Origin of the sequence: Gordonia sp. 852002-10350_SCH5691597, assembly GCF_001665715.1 — a bacterium.
Lineage (GTDB): Bacteria > Actinomycetota > Actinomycetes > Mycobacteriales > Mycobacteriaceae > Gordonia > Gordonia sputi.
On record NZ_LZMO01000188.1, the window covers coordinates 58447 to 76450 of the forward strand.

18 protein-coding genes are annotated in these 18004 nt (G+C 66.2%); 8 read left to right on the forward strand and 10 right to left on the reverse strand.

Features of this window, described 5'->3' with window-relative positions; all coding sequences use genetic code 11:
* Positions 1–173 precede the first annotated feature (173 nt).
* The gene (gene ilvD, locus A5777_RS13655) at positions 174–2018 is read left to right on the forward strand and encodes a dihydroxy-acid dehydratase (protein WP_064863055.1); all 1845 of its coding nucleotides are present in this window, start codon (positions 174–176) and stop codon (positions 2016–2018) included.
* A 78-nt stretch (positions 2019–2096) separates the two neighbouring features.
* On the opposite strand, the gene A5777_RS13660 is transcribed toward ilvD, so the two are convergent.
* Positions 2097–3317: a DoxX family protein gene (locus A5777_RS13660; protein ID WP_064863101.1), complete on the reverse strand. Its 1221-nt coding sequence runs from the start codon at positions 3315–3317 to the stop codon at positions 2097–2099.
* A gap of 268 nt (positions 3318–3585) precedes the next feature.
* On the opposite strand from A5777_RS13660, the gene A5777_RS13665 reads away from it, so the two are divergent.
* From A5777_RS13665 to A5777_RS13675, 3 genes are all read left to right on the forward strand, one after another.
* Positions 3586–4674, forward strand: coding sequence for a PQQ-dependent sugar dehydrogenase (locus A5777_RS13665; RefSeq protein WP_197502382.1), 1089 nt, complete (start codon positions 3586–3588; stop codon positions 4672–4674).
* Positions 4675–4794: 120 nt separating this feature from the next.
* On the forward strand, positions 4795–5523 hold the full coding sequence (locus A5777_RS13670) for a TNT domain-containing protein (RefSeq protein ID WP_064863056.1): 729 nt from the start codon (positions 4795–4797) through the stop codon (positions 5521–5523).
* The gene (locus tag A5777_RS13675) at positions 5520–5957 is read left to right on the forward strand and encodes an Imm63 family immunity protein (RefSeq protein ID WP_064863057.1); all 438 of its coding nucleotides are present in this window, start codon (positions 5520–5522) and stop codon (positions 5955–5957) included. Before A5777_RS13670 ends, A5777_RS13675 begins: the two co-directional genes overlap by 4 nt.
* A gap of 20 nt (positions 5958–5977) precedes the next feature.
* On the opposite strand, the gene gatB is transcribed toward A5777_RS13675, so the two are convergent.
* From gatB to A5777_RS13695, 4 genes are all read right to left on the reverse strand, one after another.
* Positions 5978–7480 carry an Asp-tRNA(Asn)/Glu-tRNA(Gln) amidotransferase subunit GatB gene (gatB, locus tag A5777_RS13680; protein ID WP_064863058.1) on the reverse strand — a complete coding sequence of 501 codons (1503 nt, stop codon included), beginning with the start codon at positions 7478–7480 and terminating at the stop codon, positions 5978–5980.
* A gap of 91 nt (positions 7481–7571) precedes the next feature.
* Positions 7572–8606, reverse strand: coding sequence for an ATP-dependent 6-phosphofructokinase (locus A5777_RS13685; RefSeq protein WP_064863059.1), 1035 nt, complete (start codon positions 8604–8606; stop codon positions 7572–7574).
* Between the two features lie 129 nt (positions 8607–8735).
* On the reverse strand, positions 8736–9431 hold the full coding sequence (locus A5777_RS13690) for a response regulator (protein WP_064863103.1): 696 nt from the start codon (positions 9429–9431) through the stop codon (positions 8736–8738).
* A gap of 10 nt (positions 9432–9441) precedes the next feature.
* Positions 9442–10845: a sensor histidine kinase gene (locus tag A5777_RS13695; protein ID WP_082933668.1), complete on the reverse strand. Its 1404-nt coding sequence runs from the start codon at positions 10843–10845 to the stop codon at positions 9442–9444.
* 178 nt (positions 10846–11023) lie between these two features.
* On the opposite strand from A5777_RS13695, the gene A5777_RS13700 reads away from it, so the two are divergent.
* Positions 11024–11740, forward strand: a complete 717-nt coding sequence (locus tag A5777_RS13700) for a hypothetical protein (RefSeq protein ID WP_231895062.1) — start codon at positions 11024–11026, stop codon at positions 11738–11740.
* A gap of 29 nt (positions 11741–11769) precedes the next feature.
* Complete coding sequence (locus tag A5777_RS13705; protein WP_231895063.1) at positions 11770–12963, forward strand: alpha/beta-hydrolase family protein; 1194 nt, start codon at positions 11770–11772, stop codon at positions 12961–12963.
* On the opposite strand, the gene gatA is transcribed toward A5777_RS13705, so the two are convergent.
* The 3 genes from gatA to A5777_RS13720 all read right to left on the reverse strand — a co-directional run bounded on the left by gatA (position 12915) and on the right by A5777_RS13720 (position 15497).
* Positions 12915–14414 carry an Asp-tRNA(Asn)/Glu-tRNA(Gln) amidotransferase subunit GatA gene (gene gatA, locus A5777_RS13710; protein WP_064863062.1) on the reverse strand — a complete coding sequence of 500 codons (1500 nt, stop codon included), beginning with the start codon at positions 14412–14414 and terminating at the stop codon, positions 12915–12917. The genes A5777_RS13705 and gatA overlap by 49 nt on opposite strands.
* A complete protein-coding gene (gatC, locus tag A5777_RS13715; RefSeq protein ID WP_064863063.1) occupies positions 14411–14740 on the reverse strand; it encodes an Asp-tRNA(Asn)/Glu-tRNA(Gln) amidotransferase subunit GatC in 330 nt (109 codons plus the stop codon). Before gatC ends, gatA begins: the two co-directional genes overlap by 4 nt.
* A gap of 166 nt (positions 14741–14906) precedes the next feature.
* The gene (locus tag A5777_RS13720; protein ID WP_064863064.1) at positions 14907–15497 is read right to left on the reverse strand and encodes an antibiotic biosynthesis monooxygenase; all 591 of its coding nucleotides are present in this window, start codon (positions 15495–15497) and stop codon (positions 14907–14909) included.
* 57 nt (positions 15498–15554) lie between these two features.
* On the opposite strand from A5777_RS13720, the gene A5777_RS13725 reads away from it, so the two are divergent.
* Both A5777_RS13725 and A5777_RS13730 read left to right on the forward strand, forming a co-directional pair.
* A complete protein-coding gene (locus A5777_RS13725; RefSeq protein ID WP_064863065.1) occupies positions 15555–16223 on the forward strand; it encodes a hypothetical protein in 669 nt (222 codons plus the stop codon).
* Positions 16224–16313: 90 nt separating this feature from the next.
* Positions 16314–16826, forward strand: a complete 513-nt coding sequence (locus A5777_RS13730; RefSeq protein ID WP_064863066.1) for an O-acetyl-ADP-ribose deacetylase — start codon at positions 16314–16316, stop codon at positions 16824–16826.
* A gap of 9 nt (positions 16827–16835) precedes the next feature.
* Here the strand turns inward: A5777_RS13730 and A5777_RS13735 are convergent, their stop codons facing one another.
* A complete protein-coding gene (locus A5777_RS13735) occupies positions 16836–17159 on the reverse strand; it encodes a nuclear transport factor 2 family protein (protein WP_064863067.1) in 324 nt (107 codons plus the stop codon).
* A 55-nt stretch (positions 17160–17214) separates the two neighbouring features.
* Complete coding sequence (locus A5777_RS13740; protein ID WP_064863104.1) at positions 17215–17997, reverse strand: SDR family oxidoreductase; 783 nt, start codon at positions 17995–17997, stop codon at positions 17215–17217.
* Positions 17998–18004 lie beyond the last annotated feature (7 nt).

The window sequence follows — 18004 nt, forward strand, 5'->3', positions numbered from 1 at the left end:
CCGGTGCGGACCCGCCGAGGTGTCAGGCCAGACGACCGTTTCCGGTCGCACACGAAAACGGTGAGCGAATATTCGCGTCTGGTGTGGCGTTGAGACATCCACAGCGCCGCAGTCGGCGCATCGCGAGTCCACACGGTCCGCCTCGCGCGGACACCGAACGATCGAGGAACCCCATGCCAGCCTTGAGGTCACGAACCACCACCGTCGGGCGCGAAGCGTCCGGCGCTCGCGCACTCTGGCGCGCAACCGGAATGACGGAGGACGACTTCGGTAAGCCGATCGTCGCCATCGCGAACTCCTACACGCAGTTCGTGCCCGGACACGTTCACCTCAAGAACGTCGGAGAGATCGTCGCCGAGGCCGTGGCGGCCGCGGGTGGAGTGTCCAAGGAGTTCAACACGATCGCCGTCGACGACGGCATCGCGATGGGCCATGGCGGCATGCTCTACTCGTTGCCCAGCCGCGAGATCATCGCCGACTCCGTCGAATACATGGTGAACGCGCACACCGCCGACGCGCTGGTCTGTATCTCCAACTGCGACAAGATCACTCCGGGCATGCTCAACGCCGCGATGCGACTGAACATCCCAACGGTCTTCGTCTCCGGCGGACCGATGGAAGCGGGAACGTCCGTCGTCATCAACGGCGTCGTCCACCCCGGCACCGACCTCATCGACGCAATCACCGCCTCGGCCGACAGCAACGTCGGCGACGAGGAACTGCTCACGGTGGAGCGTTCGGCCTGCCCGACATGCGGCTCGTGTTCGGGTATGTTCACCGCCAATTCGATGAACTGCCTCACCGAGGCACTCGGACTATCGTTGCCCGGCAACGGATCGACCCTCGCGACTCAGGTCGCTCGCCGCGACCTGTTCACGAAGGCGGGCGAATTGGTCGTCGAGATCGCCAAGAACTACTACCACGACGATGACGAGTCGGTGCTCCCCCGCAGCGTCGCAACCCGCGAGGCCTTCGAGAATGCGATGGCGCTCGACGTCGCCATGGGCGGTTCCACCAACACCGTGCTTCACATCCTCGCCGCGGCGCAGGAGGGCGAGGTCAACTTCAACCTCACCGACATCGACCGCATCTCGCGCAACGTGCCATGTGTGTCCAAGGTCGCACCCAACTCGCCCAAGTACTACATGGAGCACGTGCATCGCGCGGGCGGTATCCCGGCGATCCTCGGCGAGCTGAACCGCGGCGGACTGCTGAACACCAATGTGCATCCGGTGCACGCGCCGTCGCTCGAGTCGTACCTGGCCGACTGGGACATCCGCAGCGGTACGGCGACGCCTGAGGCGATCGAACTGTTCCACGCGGCACCCGGCGGTGTCCGGACAACCGAGCCGTTCTCCACGTCGAACCGCTGGGAGTCGTTGGACACCGACGCCGTCGACGGCTGCATCCGCGACGTCGAACACGCCTACACCGTCGAGGGTGGCCTGTGCGTGCTTCACGGCAACCTCGCAGAGAAGGGTGCCGTCCTCAAGACCGCAGGCGTGGACGAGTCGCTGTGGCATTTCCAGGGCCCGGCGCGAGTCGTCGAAAGCCAGGAAGACGCGGTCCACGCCATCCTGTCGAAGCAGTTGCAGGCCGGCGAAGTCCTCGTCATCCGCTACGAGGGTCCTGCGGGTGGCCCGGGCATGCAGGAGATGTTGCACCCGACGGCCTTTATGAAGGGCACCGGTATGGGCAAGAAGTGCGGGCTGGTCACCGACGGACGATTCTCCGGTGGATCGTCGGGACTCGTCATCGGCCACGCTTCGCCCGAGGCCGCCGCAGGCGGCGACATCGCTCTCGTCGAAAACGGTGACGAGATCCTCATCGACGTCAAGACGCGCACCCTCAAGATGCTCGTCGACGACGACGTGCTCGCAGAGCGTCGCGCCAAGATGGAGGCTTCCGAGCGGCCATGGCAGCCCAAGGACCGTGACCGCAAGGTGTCGACGGCGCTGCGCGCCTACGCCAAACTCGCGACGTCCGCCGACCAGGGAGCCGTCCGCAAGGTCGACTGATCGTCAGCGGCACTCGTCAAACAACGGGGCTCGACCAGCGACATCAGCTGGTCGAGCCCTCTCGTTACGGGATATCGGTCAGGTCGGGTTACCCGGAGAGGTGAACGGGTCGGTGCCGTTGCAGAAGATCCAGATCACGCACGCGACGGCGATCCCGACGACCAGCCACAACACCGAGCCGATGAACGGTCTGCGGGCCCAGCCACGCGGATAGTCCAATGAATAGAGTCCCGGTCCGGTGAGGATGATGGCGGCGGCCGCTGCGGCCATCATGAGCTCGAACTCGACGCCGTTCGCGCTCGCGAAGAACTCGAACCCACCGGCAATCGTTGTCTTGAATGCGGCTGCCAGCAGCATCACCGCAAGAATCGCCGACGAGCCGATCGGCGTGAGCAGTCCGACGATCACCATCAGACCGCCGATCGTCTCGGCGAGCGCGATACCCGCCGCCAGCGGCTTGGCGGCGTCCACTGCGAATCCGATCGCGGGGTTCGCGGGATTGAGGAGTTCGTTCTGGAACCCGTCGAGGCCCGTACCGGTCCACCAACCGAACAGGTGTGACAAACCGTGCGCCATCACGACGACTCCGACGGCCACGCGTAACAGCAGCAGCCCGAGGTCGAGGGTGCCGCGTCGCACGCGCGGCTCTGCTACCGCGAGCGACTCGTCATGGTCGGCGTGTACCGGCGTAGGCACGGCGTCGACATCGGCCCGCGCACTGCTGAATCTGGCAGTGTCGACGGGCTCAGGAGTGGCAGGGTCGACGGGTTCGGCCGTCGCGGAGTCGGCGGCGTCGTGTTCGGGTTGAGGGGTGGCCGTGTCGATGATCGCGGTGTCGTGGCGCTCGGTCGAGGCGGCGGTGACCGGGTAGGCAACGTCCCCGTGCTCGCGTGCAGGTTCGGGCGTTGCGGGCTCGGAGCTCGCGAAACGTTCGGTCGCGGCGTCGTCGATACGTTGCGGCGCGGGCCTGCGGCGCCGTCGATGCCCCGTCGCCTCCGCGGCCGACTCTGAGGAAGCTGCCGGCGGCATCGACTTCCCGGCAGGCGGAGCCGACTTCCCAGCAGGCGGGGCCGTGGCGGAGAACGGGCGCGTCTGCACCTCGTCCGGATCGAGATCGTCGAGTTCATCGACGCGAGTCATCCGTCCGCGAGAGTGCCTGTCGTAGAAGGCATCACGGTCGTCGGCAGGGCGTTGTTGGATGGGGATCTGCCCGGTCGTCTCGTCGTACGGACTCGCGGAGTCGCCGTCGGAACCAACGTAGGGTTCGTTGCTGCCCGTCTCCGCGTTGCCTGCCGCCACGCGTCCGGCACCGCCGCCCGAACTTCCCCTCAGACCGCGATCGTCGGAGTTCGACGCCGCTCCGGAGACGTCGTCGGTAGAAGCCCGGTCGTCTCGTTCAGTCACACACTCGACTGTAGAGCGTCGCCGACGGGCCACCGCCCAACAGCGCGCGGTGAGTCGTCGACCATCGCCTACTGTGGTGTGCATGCGAGAGGGGCGGAACAAGCGGCATCGAACCGCCAGATCCCGGCGGGTGCGCCTGTGGGCACTGCTGACCGCGGCGATCATGCTGGCGGCGGTCGTACTCACCGGCTGCGCAGACTTCTCCGCTCAGGACCGCGACCGCGCGGCAGGCGACTTCTCTGCCAACAACGATTCACCCCAGAAGCAGCAGCAGACGCCAACCCCGGAGCCCAGCACACCGGAGAATCAAGGTCCGCCGCCGACTGGCCCGTGCGTCGACCCCGACCCCCAGGTCATCGCCACATGTCTCGCGTCGACCGGAGGACTCATGCCCGGCGACGATCAGGCGACCACAACGGTCGTCGCCGAGCGCACGACGGGCAAACTGATCACTGCCAAGCGCTACGGACCGCAACGAGCGATCGCCTCGTTCGACGTCGACGGCTCGGGCGACGGCGGACTCGTCGACTTCGCATTGTCTCCGACGTACAGCCAGGACCGGCTCATCTACGCCCTCATCACCACCCCGTCGGACAATCGGGTGGTCCGGATCGCGCCGGGCGACGTCGCCAAGCCGATTCTCACCGGGATTCCGAAGGGTGCCACCGGAAACATGGGGGCACTGTACTTCCGCTCCCCCACCGAACTCCTCGTCGCGACGAGCGATGCGGGTGATTCGTCAGCGGCGGCAAACCCTGCGTCGCTCGCGGGCAAACTGCTGTCCGTCACCTCGTTCGGGTCGGGCGCCAATCCGCCACCGAAAGTCGTCGCCTCCGGATTCGGATCGAACGTGGCACTGTGCCACAACGACACCGGGGCGCTCTACGTCGCCGATCGCACCGCGACCGAGGATCGCTTGCAGATCGTCGAGTCGGGCGGGCCCAAGGTGCTGTGGACGTGGCCGGACAAACCCGATGTCGCGGGTTGCGCGGTCTCATCAGGCCAGATCTTCGTGACCACCACGCGCACCCAGCAGATCCTCGCGCTCACCGAACCGACACGAGAGAAGCCGACGATCACTCCGCCTGCCGTCGTTCTCGAGAAGCGTTACGGCGCTTTGGGTCGGATAGTCAGCTCCGCAAGTGGCGCAATGCTTTTCGCGACCGTGAACAAGGCGTCGGGTAAACCCGTCGCCACTGACGACCGCGTCGTGCGCTTCATTCCGCCCGCGTCGTCGGAGAATCGGACCTAAGGGACGAGCCTCGTTTTCTGTCACCGGTTCGTCATACGGGTTTCGCAATACCGCCCTTCGGAGGCGTTGGCGCGCTCTACGCTGCCTTCACCACTGATCATTCAGCGAAAGGCACGGCCCATGCGTCGTCGCATTCTGGTTCTCGTACTCTCGTTCATCCTCGCCCTCGCATTCGGGTCTGCCGGTGTAGCCACCGCGGCACCGGGTTTGGGCTCCTCCGATTTCGGCAGTCTCGGCGGCATTCCCGGCTTGCCGGGCACCTCGGCCGGCTGTTCGGCGGAACTCTACAGCCCAGGTGATTGGCGCCTCGGCCCGAAGGAGTTCGCCACGGAGGCGCCGGTCGGACCTGAGTTGGCCGGTTATAAGCGCCTCGGCAACTTCACCGACGGCAAGGACTTCCTGACGAAGTGGTGGGACCCGGACGCAAAGCCCAAAGCGAACTGGCGCTATCCGGAGCAACAGGGTTACGTCATCAGGAACGGCAAGCCCATCAAGCATCGCGCCGCGCTGGACGTCGGCAAGAGCATCGACCGGTATGGCGGTGAGGGTGGCAACTTCTTCGCGCCCACCGGCACGAGTTACATCAAACGGTCACTGCCGCCGTCGAATCTCGTCAACAGCTCCAGTCCCCGGTATTGCAACTACCACGTGTACCGCGTGGTCAAGCAACTCCCGATCTACACCGGCCCGATTGCTCCGGCCTTCGAACAACCCGGTCTCGGCACTCAGTACGAAGTGGTCCCACAGCTTCTGCCGAGCCGCCCGGAGTGCGGGACCGATGTCAACGTCGGCTGGCTGCTGTGCGCGGGATACCTGCTGCAGACGTTCCCGCCGGTGACCACCGGATGACCGGTATCGACAGCGGGCTCGGTGAGTCGATGACGACCCGCATCGTCGAGCTCGGCCATCGTATGGGGGCGGTCGCCGACGACCTCCCCGAGCTGTCACGTCTGCGCGACGACGGTGTTCCGTCGTGTTGGCAGCAGGACGGCGTGTGGCATCTGACGGTCAGAGAACGTGCACGCATTCTCTCCGACAGACAGACCACCTCTGCCGACGAGTTTCTCTTCTTCGCCGCCGAACAGATATCGGAGGCGATGTCGCGACGACTGCACCCGCCCGGCACCCCGGATTTCCGCAGGGTGTCGTGGCAGGCGCAGTACGACATCCTGCACGGCGTCGACCAGGAGTGGGCAGACACGTGGCTCGGTCAGACGCGGTCACGACTGGTCGACGCCGGCGTCGACGACGATGTGCTCGCACTTCTTCCGCACGCGAGCTAAACGGCTCGGGCGTCATCAGGTCAGGAGCAGGCGGCGATGACCAGTTCTTTCACACGGGCCGGGTCGGCCTGACCGCGCGTCGCCTTCATGACGTCGCCCACGATCTTGCCGGCAGCGGCAACCTTGCCGCCTCGGATCTTGTCGGCGATGTCGGGGTTGGCGGCCAGTGCCTCGTCGACGGCCTTCTGCAGTGCGGAGTCGTCGCGCACCACCTCGAGGCCACGGTCGGCCACGATCTGCTCCGGTTCGCCCTCGCCGTCGAGCACCGCGACCGCGACCTGCTGCGCGAGCTTGGTGGTCAGCTTGCCCTCGTCGACGAGTCCGATGACCGAGGCGACCTGCGCCGGAGTGATGGCCAGATCGGCGAGTTCGACGTCGCGCGTATTGGCCTGTTGCGCGAGGAATGACACCCACCAGCCGCGCGCGGCCTCGGGAGCGGCACCCGCGTCGACGGTCGCGATGATGAGGTCGACGGCGCCGACGTTGACCAGGTCGCGCATGACCTCGTCCGACACGCCCCACTCGGTCTGGATCCGCGCGCGTCGCACCCACGGCAACTCAGGCAATGCGCCTTGGATCTCGGCCACCCACGCCGAATCCGGTTGCACGGGAGGCAGATCGGGCTCCGGGAAGTAGCGGTAGTCTTCCGCGGTCTCTTTCCGACGCCCCGCCGACGTGGTGCCGTCGGATTCGTGGAAGTGACGAGTCTCCTGCACGACCTCGCCGCCCGATTCGAGAACCGCTGCCTGCCTTCGCATTTCGTAGGTGACGGCGACCTCGACACTCTTGAGCGAGTTGACGTTCTTGGTCTCGGTGCGGGTGCCGAACTCGGAGGCATCCTTGCGCATCAATGACACATTGGCATCGCAGCGCAGCGATCCCTGATCCATGCGGACGTCCGAGACGTCGAGTGACTTGAGGAGATCTCGTAACGCCGTGACGTAGGCGCGCGCGACCTCGGGGGCACGCGCTCCGGTACCGGTGATCGGCTTGGTGACGATCTCGACGAGCGGCACGCCTGCGCGGTTGTAGTCGAGGAGGGAGTGATCTGCGCCGTGGATGCGGCCGTCGCCACCCACATGCAGCGACTTGCCCGTGTCCTCCTCCATGTGAGCGCGTTCGATCTCGACACGCCAGGTCGTTCCGTCGGAGAGCGCGACGTCGAGGTATCCCTCGTAGGCGATCGGGTCGTCGTACTGGGAGATCTGGTAGTTCTTCGGCTGGTCGGGGTAGAAGTAGTTCTTCCGCGCGAAGGTGCTCGACGGCCGGATGGAACAGTTCAGCGCCAGTCCGATGCGTATCGCGTACTCGATGGCCTTGGCGTTGGCCACGGGGAGAGATCCGGGCAGGCCGATACACACCGAGCACACCTGCGTGTTGGGATCGGCTCCGAAGGTGGTCGGGCACGCACAGAACATCTTGGTATCGGTACCGAGCTCGACGTGCACCTCGAGTCCCATCACGGGATCGAACTTCTCGATGACCTCGTCGTAGTCCATCAGTTCGGCGGTCGCGGCAGTCATGGCGTCCAGTTTATGCGTGCGCGCATCGCCCGGTCGGTCGGGTCGTGTGTATCGACCCCGCGCATCACCGAGCCGCGCCGAGCGGGGCCCGTCAGCCGAAGATGACCCGCATTTCCTGATACTGGGCCGCGGGGACCTGCTTGTGGTTGGCCAGCGCCTCGTCGAAGGTGGTGCGCTCGATCTCGGTGCCACGCAGCACCACCATCTGCCCCCAGCCCTTGTCGGCGACGAGATCGGTCGTCGCCATACCGAGTCTGGTGGCCAGGACGCGATCGAAAGCCGTCGGCACTCCACCGCGCTGCACGTGGCCGAGCACGGTTGCGCGGGTCTCGATTCCCGTGCGCTCCTCGATCATCGGGGCGAGGACCTCGGCGATGCCGCCGAGTCGGGGCCGGTTGAAGCCGTCGAGCCCCTTCGTCGAATGTGCGGTCTCCATGTCGGGCAGTTTGAAGCCCTCGGCGACGACGACCATCGGTGAGCGACCGCGGTTCTTCACGCTCGTCACCCAGGCGCAGATCTGATTGAGACTCTCGGGATGCTCCGGGATCAAGATGGCATGCGCGCCGCCCGCGATGCCGGAGTGCAATGCGATCCACCCCGCGTGACGGCCCATCACCTCGAGCACCATGCAGCGTTTGTGCGAGTTGCCGGTGGTACGCAACCGGTCGATGGACTCCGTGGCGATCTCGACCGCAGTGTTGAAACCGAACGTGTAGTCGGTCGCGGCGATGTCGTTGTCGATGGTCTTCGGCACGCCGACGATGTTGATGCCGTCTTCGAACAGGCGCTGCGACGCGGCGGCCGTGCCATCGCCGCCGATGGCGATCACACCATCGATCTCGAGGTTCTTGAGGACTTTCTTGATGTTCTCCGCGCCACCGTCCGGCTCGGAGTACGGACCGAATCGACTGGTACCGAGGATGGTTCCGCCCTCGTGGCTCAGACCACGCACACGCGCGCGGTCGAGCTCGATGATGTCGCCGTAGACGAGTCCGTACCAGCCGTCACGAAAGCCGACGAACTCCTGCCCATAGACGGTTTCTCCCTTGAGAACCGCACCGCGGATGACCGCATTCAGACCCGGGCAGTCGCCTCCGGAGGTGAGAATGCCGTATCTCTTCGCCATGTCTCTTCGTGCCTTCCGCCGTCCGAGTTGCCGCTATCCGAGTTAGCCGCCTGGGTGAACGCTTACTGGGTGAACGCTGTCCAATCTAGTTGGCCGTCGTGCCGTGCGCCGTGCGACAGCCGGTGTTCATCACTTCACACCGTGCTCGTAGGCGTAGACGACGGCTTGGGCGCGATCGCGCAGGCCGAGTTTTCCCAATAATCCACTCACATGTGTCTTGACGGTCTGCTCGGTGACGTACAGTTCGCCCGCGATCTCGGCGTTCGACTTGCCCTCGGCGACCAACTCGAACACTTCACGCTCGCGCGGGGTGAGGGATGCGAGTTCCCGCGATGTGGTGCGTCGCTCACGGCGCGAGGTCACCTCGGCGATGAGTCGGCGGGTGATCGACGGCGCGAGCAATGCATCGCCCGCCGCGACGACCCGCACAGCTCGGACGAGTTCGTCGGCGGGCGCATCCTTGAGCAGAAATCCCGACGCTCCGATCCGCAGCGCTTCATACACGTAGTCGTCGATGTCGAAGGTCGTCAACATCAGCACGCGCGTCCTGCCCGCGGCACCGTTCGCCGGAACGCCTGCGCCCGTACCGGATTCGACGCCCGCCTGACTCGCCAGGATGCGCTGCGCGGCCCACAGCCCATCACGCCTGGGCATCCGCACATCCATGAGCACGACGTCGGGGCTCACCCTGGCGCACAGTTCGACCGCCTCGACACCGTCGGCGGCATCACCGAGCACCGAGAAGTCGGGTTGGGCGGCGAGCAACGCCGAGAATCCCTGTCGGACCATCGCCTGGTCGTCGACGATGACAAGCGTGATCGACACCGGATGCACGCTACCTTTCTGTATCCGATGAATCTGTATCTGATGAATCTGTATCTGATGAACCTGCTTTTGATGAACCTGTGGGGTCCGACCAAGCAACCGGGTCAGATGAAGCAGTTGGGTCCGACGAAGCAGTTGGGTCCGACGTAGCAGTTGGGTCAGATGAAGCGATCGCGCGCTGGTTCCCGGAGGGAACCCACGCGCGGACGGCGAATCCGCCGTCAGGGGTGAGCGCTGTGACGAGTGATCCGCCGACGCTGCGCGCCCGATCCGTCATACCGGGGATACCGGCTCCGTTGCCCGCAAGATTCAGCGGCGGTTCGGTGCCCGGACCGTTGACGACTGCGAGCTCGAGCTGGCCTTGCGCACCGTCGCGCAGCCAGATGTCCGTCCGCGCTCCCGGCGCATGGCGGGTGGCGTTGGCCAGGGACTCCTGCACGATCCGGTACACGGCCAGCCCCGACGCCTCGCCGACGTCGGTTCCGGGCGCCAGATGCAACTGCACGTCGGCGCCTGCCCGACGTGTTGCCTCGACCAACGACTCGATGTGTTCGAGCCCGGGGTTGGGCGCTGTCCGCGCACTCGACTCATTAGAGGTGTCGTCGGGTTCACGCAGCACGCCGAGAAGCTGGCGCACCTCGTCGAGCGAGGTGCGCGCTGCGACGGCGATCGCGTCGAATTCGGCCGCAGCGGCGTCGCTGACGTCGGGCAGTCGATACCGAGCGGTCTGGGCCATCACCACCACCATGGACATCCGGTGGGCGACGACGTCGTGGAGGTCACGCGCGATGCGTGCACGCTCCTGCAGGACCGCTGCCTCGGATTCAGCTGCTCTGGTCTCCTGGGTGCGCTCGGCCAGCTGCCTACGCGATGCCAGCAGCCCGCGCACAAGGGCGATGACGATGGCACCGAACGTCAGACCGAAGATCCATCCCGGCCGCTGGTCGTCGGGGGCCGAATTCGTCATCACCAACGTCGACGCCAACCAGATCACCGGCAGCCACCGGAGCGGACATCGGAGTGCGGCCATGAACGACAGCACGAGAATCGCGATGATGTGCGTGACCTGGATCGACCACGGCCACCCGCCCACCGTGGGAACCACCGACCCGATGATCATCGCCGCAAGCAACGAGATCGCCCATCCCACAACGGGAGCCGACCATCCCAGCGCAACCGGCCATGCGATCGCCGCGGCCACGGCGGGCATCGCGTACGCCGGGACGTCGTGCGTCATGCTCGATGTCGGCCACGCCACAGCGAAAAGCACTGCGGCGCTTAGGAAGAAGAACACATTCGCGCGCGACGAAAAATAACGTCGCACATCAGGATCCGACAGCGCGGGAATAGCGCGCACCTCGTCGACGAGGGCGGAGCCGGCCTTACGGAGCCCGGTCCGCACGTGCTTCATCATCAGATCACCTCGCCGTCCACCGTAGGCGAGTCAGCTCTCGATGTCCTCATACCTGAGAGGGAGATCGGGGTCGCTCTCCGGTAGCGGGTCGACGACGCCGAGCACCGCGAATGGACTGTGCGACAACCCGACTCGCGGCCGATGTGGGTTGGTGCTCTGCATTTCTAGCGTCGATGACATGACTTCGAGCCACCGAGTCCCCCATCGCACCCACCGACGTCGACGCTGGTCAGCCGCAGTTCTGCTCGTCAGCGTCGCCGCGTTCGCCACGCTACCCATCACGCCTGCCGGCCACGCGGCCGCGCAGTCGGCGGTCGCTTCGACGTCGAACACCGACACCTCCGACCACACCGCTACCACCGAGGACCCCGCGGCGGCCGCGGTCGTCAGGCACCTTCTCGACGGTGACGGCGTCGGGGCACTAGCTGCCCTCCCACCCGGGTTCGCGCCGACGATGGGGTACCGACCGGTGCTCGACGACGGCAAGGCGAGCAATCCGCATGGCGGCTGCTCGTCACCGGTCCCCATGCCCTCGTCGTTCGAACCACTTTGTCGCACTCACGATTTCGGCTATGACCTGTTGCGCTATTCGGCGCGGGTCGGCCATCCGTTGGGAGCCTGGGCGCGCCTGGGCCTCGACACGTCGCTTGTGACACGGATGCGCGAGACCTGTCACGACCCGCTGTGCTGGAGTGCGGCCGAGCTGGCACGCGTAGGACTCGGACTCAACACCTGGCACGAGGGCGAGGGCCCGCCACAAGACCGCAACAACCTTCTCACGGCGGCGTTCTCGGCGATCGAACATTTCCTCCACGGCGATGTCCACGGCGATCCCGACCGCAACATCGACGCCGAGCGCGAGGGCGCACAGTCACCGTCGGGGGCGACACGATGACGATCCCGGGGACCGATCGAGCACTCACCATGCCTTCACCTCCCCATCCGGCGGTCGCCTGGGCGATAGTGCTCGCCGCCGGGGTAGGTCTCTGGCCGTCTCCCCTTCCGCGGACGCCGTGGCTCGCGGGCGTCGTGGTCGCCGTGTGCGCCGCCGTTGCCGTGAGCATCACCCTGATCGTGCTGAGACTGTGTCATCGTTCGCGGCGAGCGACTCGATGGTCACCGACCATCGCCGCGGGTGCGTTCCTGATGGTCGCAGCCACGGCAAACATGTGGTGGCAGAACGGGATTCGCAGCGAGCTGGGCTACGCCCCGGTCGGCATCGAGTGGTTGGCGTTCCTGGTCGGGCCGACAACAGCGGTGGCCGCCGCGATCGTCTGGTCGCCACGGCTGAGCGCGCTGGCAGTCGCAGGCGCCATTTCAGTTGTCGCCGGACTGCTCACGCCCGCCTCGGCCACAGCGTCGGCGTCGACGCTGAGTGCTCGGGTAACCAGCGCACGCGACGCGAACGCTCTTGTGCAGCAATGGGTCGACGCGGGTGGCCCCGGCGACGACGCGGTGCTGATCGCGGTCCCGACGGGTTCGGGATGGATCGACGCCGGTGCGGTCACCGCGATCGGTGAGCGCGTCGGCCGGATGCACACCATCACGCCCCGCTACGCGTCGACGCAGTCGTGGCGGGCGTTCGTCTCCGACCGGGACGCTGCCGGACGCGCGTCTGTCGCTGTCGTTGCGGCGGTGACCTCCGCACTCGATTCCGTTGCCGCACAGCAACGTCCGCGCATCATCCTCTACGGCCAGAGCCTCGGCGCGATCGGAGCGGAGACAGCGCGGGTCTGGGCCGACGACCATCGACCCGGCACCGTCAGTGCCACCGTTCTCTCCGGGATTCCCGCGGACACCGTCGCCACGCACGCGCACGGATCGCCGCGCATCGTGATCGCGAACGCGACCGATCCGGTGACCACCTGGTCGGCGGCGGAGATCTGGCGCACCCCGTCCCGCCCCTCCGAGACGGTCACGGTCGGCAGACCCACCCGCCATGTCCCGTGGTTGCCAGTGGTCACCTTCGTGCAGAACTCCGCCGACCTCGCGGGATCGCTCGACGGCCCCGCAGGCGTCGGCCACCGGTACTCGGGGCCGGATCAGGCCCGAGGCCTGCGCGGAACCGATCAGACGATCGGACCGCGGGCGGCCTCGTACGCAGCGCCCACCCGGTAGAGCCGGTCGTCGGCGAGTGCGGGAGCCATGATCTGCAGTCCGACGGGCAGCCCGTCATCGGCCGACAGACCGGACGGCACCGACATCGCTCCGACACCCGCAAGATTCACCGGGAGTGTGCACAGGTCGAAGAGGTACATGCTCAGCGGATCGTCGACCTTGTCGCCGATGGGGAACGCGGTCGTCGGCGTCGTCGGCGAAACGAGGACGTCGACGCTCTCGAACGCCGTCGAGAAGTCGCGCGCGATCAGTGTGCGGACCTTCTGCGCCTGGCCGTAGTACGCGTCGTAGTAGCCAGACGACAAGGCGTAGGTACCGATCATGATGCGGCGCTTGACTTCTGGACCAAATCCGGCCTCACGCGTCAGTGCCATGACCTCTTCGGCGCTATGCGTGCCGTCGTCGCCGACGCGCAGCCCGTAGCGCATGCCGTCGAAGCGAGCGAGGTTCGACGACACCTCACTGGGGAGGATGAGGTAGTAGGCGCCGAGAGCGTAGGTGAAGTGCGGGCAGGAGACCTCGACGACCTCGGCGCCACGCTCGGTGAGCGTGGCGACTGCCTGCTCGAACGAGGCGAGCACGCCGGGCTGGTAACCCTCACCCTGCAGTTCGGTCACGACGCCGACCCGCACGCCCGTCAGATCACCGGACGCTCCGGCACGCGCGGCGCCGACGACGTCGGGTACGGCCACGTCGATCGAGGTGGAATCGCGCGGGTCGTGTCCCGCGATGACCTCGTGCAGCAGCGCTGTGTCGAGGACGGTGCGGCCACACGGGCCACCCTGATCCAACGACGACGCGCAGGCGACGAGTCCGTAGCGGGACACCGTGCCGTAGGTCGGCTTGACGCCGACCGTCGCGGTGACCGAGGCGGGCTGACGGATCGAGCCTCCGGTGTCGGTGCCAATCGCCAGCGGCGCCTGGTACGACGCGAGGGCCGCGGCGCTGCCACCGCCGGAACCGCCCGGAATGCGCGAGGTGTCCCAGGGGTTGCGCGTCAGCTGATAGGCGGAGTTCTCGGTGGAACTGCCCATCGCGAACTCGTCCATGTTGGTCTTGCCGAGGATCGGAATGCCCGCCGCGCGCAGCCGCGCGGTCACGTTCGCGTCATACGGAGGAACCCAGCCCTCGAGGATCTTCGAGCCGCACGTGGTGGGCGCGTCAGTCGTGGTGAACACGTCCTTGAGCGCGAGCGGCACGCCGGTGAGCGGCGACGACGCCTCTCCGGCCGCGACAGCGTCGTCAGCGGCCTTGGCGGCGACGAGCGCCTCGGAGCTGCTCACATGCAGGAACGCACCGAGTTGGTCGTCGATCTCGGCGATGCGATCGAGGTGCGCCTGGGTGATCTCGACCGACGAGAGCTCGCGGGACGCGATCTTCTCGCCGAGTTCTGCGGCCGAGAGTCCGGTGATGTCTGTGGCGGCGCGGGTGGCCGGTGTCTGAGAACTCACTGTTCCTCCCCCAGGATCTGCGGGACGGCGAACCGGTCCTGCTCGACGGCGGGCGCACCGGAGAGCGCCTGTTCGGTGGTCAGTCCGGGCTTGACGACGTCGTCACGCAAGACGTTGGCCAGCGCTGCCGGGTGGGCGGTCGGGGGAACGTCGTCGGCAGCGACCTCGGAGACCTGCGCGACATGCGTCAAGATCGAATCGAGCTGTTGCGCATAGAGATCGAGCTCGTCGTCGCTCAGCGCGAGCCGCGACAGACGCGCCAGGTGCGCGACCTGCTCACGCGAGATCGTCGAGCCTGCGTCCTTCGACCCAGATCCGTCAGACATTTGAAGAGATCACGTCCTTCCTCACCAGCAAACCCGCCGGCATCGGCGACAGCGCACCGACAACCCCATCAAGCCTAGGCGACGACGCTCTCGGCCGATTCGACGCGGTCCTCGACGATGGACTTCTCGACAAGGCTGCGCCCCGACAGCGAATACACGACGCTCCTCAATGAAGCCACGGCTTGAGTCGGCGGGTGATCCACGGCAGCACCAGGTAGACCATGATCGGCGTGTTGATCAGCGTCGCGATCAACGTCTTGAACACCAGGGGCATCGCACCGAGATGGGGAATCACCAGGAAGTTGATCAGCAGCGACATCGGGAAGAAGCCCAGCCAGATGGTGACCGCCTGCTTCCACCGCGGCGGCGGTGCACCCATCACCCGGACCGCGTTGGTCAACGTCGACTGTGGTTCGAACCACCCCTCGATACCCGAGAGGCGATGCGTCGCATACTCGACGGCCACACCCTCACCGCGCGACAACCACGCTCTACGCACCGGTGAGGAGTTCCAATCCTCGAGCGCATCGTCGTCGGCGAAGCGGTAGACGACGTAGTACTCGTCGGGCTTGCTGCTCGACCGCAACCATCCACCGCCGAGGAAGCCGGGGAACGTGCGGGCCAGCGCGATCCCGGCGTCTGTCCAGGTGACGAAGTCGTGTTCACGCCCGGACTCGATGCGTCGTGCGACGGACGTCGTGACGTGCTGCGTGGCGGGCGCGTCGTCGTGATCGGGAACCGAAACCATGTCCTCCATCGTGACAACAGCGCGCGGCCCATGCCATCCGAGCACGCCCGCTGCCACGGTGCGACAATGTCGCACGTGTCATATCTGCTGCGCGTGTACCTCGAGGACCGCCCCGGCAGCCTCGGACTGCTCGCCGTGCAGCTCGGGTCCGTGGGCGCCGACATCCTGTCTCTCGAGGTCGTCGAACGCGGTGACGGTTATGCGGTCGACGACCTCGTGGTCGACACCGCGCCCGGATCGCTCCCCGACGCACTGATCACCGCCGCAGAGAAGGTGACGGGCGTGCGCGTCGACTCCATCCGCCCCTACAGCGGATTGCTCGACACCCACCGCGAACTCGAACTCGTCGACCAGGTGGCGACCGCCGACCACGACCGGCTCCAGGTACTCGTCGACAATGCGCCGCGCGTGCTGCGGGTGTCGTGGGCGATGGTCGTCACCCGGGCGGCGAGCGGGGTGCTGCAGCTCTACGGCAGTTCTGGTGCGCCCGAAACTCCGCTGACCAGCGCCGACTGGCTTCCGCTCAGCGAGGCCGCGCAGCTCGATCCCGAAGCGGACTGGGTGCCCGGTGCCTGGCAGGAGATGGACACGCGGTTGGCCGCAGCACCCCTCGGCGACGGCCGGAAGGCCGTGCTGCTCGGCCGGATCGGCGGCCCGGACTTCCGACCGTCGGAGATCGCGCGGCTGGGCTATCTTTCGGGCATCGTCAGCACAGTGCTCCGCGCGGAATCCTAGAGTTACATCGAGAAGCTCTGCGCCGCAAGGGATATGCGGGGTGCATGTAGGACCCTGTGCCCGCAGGGCATACCGGCGTAGCGTGCAGGCATGGCCTATATCGAGCTCGTACGCGGCGACATCACCGCGCAACAGGTCGACGCCATCGTCAACGCGGCGAACTCGTCGCTTCTCGGCGGCGGGGGTGTCGACGGCGCGATTCACCGCAGGGGTGGTCCCGCGATCCTTGCCGAGTGCCGGGAGCTGCGGGCCACTCGCTACCCCGACGGCCTGCCCACCGGTGCCGCGGTGTCGACGACCGCGGGCGACCTCGACGCGCAATGGGTGATACACACGGTCGGACCGGTGTATTCGAAGTCGACCGACCGATCAGAGCTCCTCGCGTCCTGTTACCGGGAATCTCTTCGTGTCGCAGACGGACTCGGCGCGGACAGCGTGGCCTTCCCCGCCATCTCGACGGGTGTCTACGGCTGGCCCATGGACGACGGCTCCCGCATCGCGGTGAGGACCGTCCGCGACGCCGACACCGCGGTCACCGCCATCCGTTTCGTCCTGTTCGATGACGCCGCGGTGGCCGCCTTCAAGACGGCCACCGCGGAATGAGTGACTCAGTTACTCTCGAATCGTCATGCGCGACAACTTGTCTCCGCTGACGGTGTAGGTGAACGTCGACGGTCCGTTGAAACCGTCGCCGCCGACCGTTGCGATGACGACCGTGTCGGCGCCGGTCGTTGTCGCCTCGGTGACCGCGAGGGTCACGTTCTTCCCGATGAACTCGTTGTCGCTCCATCCGGTGATCTCGGCAGGTCCGGTGAAGACGCGACCCCAGTCGTCGACGGCACCGTCGGGCGTGAAGACGTCGAGAAATGCCTGCAGGTCACCGGCATTCGTCGCGTCGATGGAAGCTGCGACCTGAGCGGGTAGTGACGTGGTCATGTGAACTCCTCATGTCTTTCGGGTTGGCGGCGTGCTCACTTCACGATGATTCGCCTCACCGCGTTGTGTACCCACCGTTGGCGAAGATCGTCTGACCGGTGATCCAATGGCCCTCTGTCGCAAGGAACGTCACGATCGGTGCGATGTCCTCTATGTCGGTCAGCCGGTTCCCCATCGCCTGCGACTTGTGGAATTCGACGCGCTCCGGCGTCTCCTGCGGGTAGAAGAACGGTGTGTCCATCGGTCCAGGTCCGATGCTGTTCACCGAGATCCCGCGATCGGCGAACTCCTTGGATGCTGCTCGCGTGAAGTGCTCGACCGGAGCCTTTCCGCCCGCGTACGTCGAGTAGCCATCTGTGTAGGCCGCAAGCAGAGAGGTCACGATGCTGATGATCGTACCGTTGTCGTTCAGCCGCTTGCCTGCCTGTTGAAGGAAGAAGTAGGCAGCCTTGGCATTGATGTCGAACATCGAATCATATTCCGCTTCAATGGTTTCCACGATCGGCTTACGCAGTACCTTGCCGACGGTGTTCACCGCGATATCGACACCACCGAACGCGTCGACAGCCGCGTCGAAGAGCGCGGTCACGTTCGCCGGCACGGTGAGATCGCCTTGCACGATGACAACCTTGGCACCCTGCTCCTCCACCGCGGCAGCGGTCTTCTCGGCATCGGATCGGCTCGAGTCGCTGTTGTAGTGGACCGCGACGTTCGCGCCGAGCGCGGCGAGGTTGCGCGAGACGAGCCCGCCGAGATTCTTGGCACCCGCCGCAACGACAGCACTCTTTCCGTCGAGCTTACGGGTGGTGGTCGCTGACAGATCCTGTGTCTGAGTCATGTGGTTC

Bases quoted from the DNA above. Each gene is read 5' to 3' on its own strand.
- gatC (WP_064863063.1), bottom strand. From the start codon at position 14,740: ATGTCTGACGGATCTGGGTCGAAGGACGCAGGCTCGACGATCTCGCGT.
- A5777_RS13695 (WP_082933668.1), bottom strand. From the start codon at position 10,845: ATGATGAAGCACGTGCGGACCGGGCTCCGTAAGGCCGGCTCCGCCCTC.
- A5777_RS13685 (WP_064863059.1), bottom strand. From the start codon at position 8,606: ATGGCGAAGAGATACGGCATTCTCACCTCCGGAGGCGACTGCCCGGGT.
- A5777_RS13730 (WP_064863066.1), top strand. From the start codon at position 16,314: ATGGCCTATATCGAGCTCGTACGCGGCGACATCACCGCGCAACAGGTC.
- A5777_RS13720 (WP_064863064.1), bottom strand. From the start codon at position 15,497: ATGGAGGACATGGTTTCGGTTCCCGATCACGACGACGCGCCCGCCACG.
- A5777_RS13700 (WP_231895062.1), top strand. From the start codon at position 11,024: ATGACTTCGAGCCACCGAGTCCCCCATCGCACCCACCGACGTCGACGC.
- gatB (WP_064863058.1), bottom strand. From the start codon at position 7,480: ATGACTGCCGCGACCGCCGAACTGATGGACTACGACGAGGTCATCGAG.
- A5777_RS13740 (WP_064863104.1), bottom strand. From the start codon at position 17,997: ATGACTCAGACACAGGATCTGTCAGCGACCACCACCCGTAAGCTCGAC.
- A5777_RS13735 (WP_064863067.1), bottom strand. From the start codon at position 17,159: ATGACCACGTCACTACCCGCTCAGGTCGCAGCTTCCATCGACGCGACG.
- A5777_RS13675 (WP_064863057.1), top strand. From the start codon at position 5,520: ATGACCGGTATCGACAGCGGGCTCGGTGAGTCGATGACGACCCGCATC.
- A5777_RS13665 (WP_197502382.1), top strand. From the start codon at position 3,586: ATGCTGGCGGCGGTCGTACTCACCGGCTGCGCAGACTTCTCCGCTCAG.
- A5777_RS13725 (WP_064863065.1), top strand. From the start codon at position 15,555: ATGTCGCACGTGTCATATCTGCTGCGCGTGTACCTCGAGGACCGCCCC.
- A5777_RS13670 (WP_064863056.1), top strand. From the start codon at position 4,795: ATGCGTCGTCGCATTCTGGTTCTCGTACTCTCGTTCATCCTCGCCCTC.
- ilvD (WP_064863055.1), top strand. From the start codon at position 174: ATGCCAGCCTTGAGGTCACGAACCACCACCGTCGGGCGCGAAGCGTCC.
- A5777_RS13705 (WP_231895063.1), top strand. From the start codon at position 11,770: ATGCCTTCACCTCCCCATCCGGCGGTCGCCTGGGCGATAGTGCTCGCC.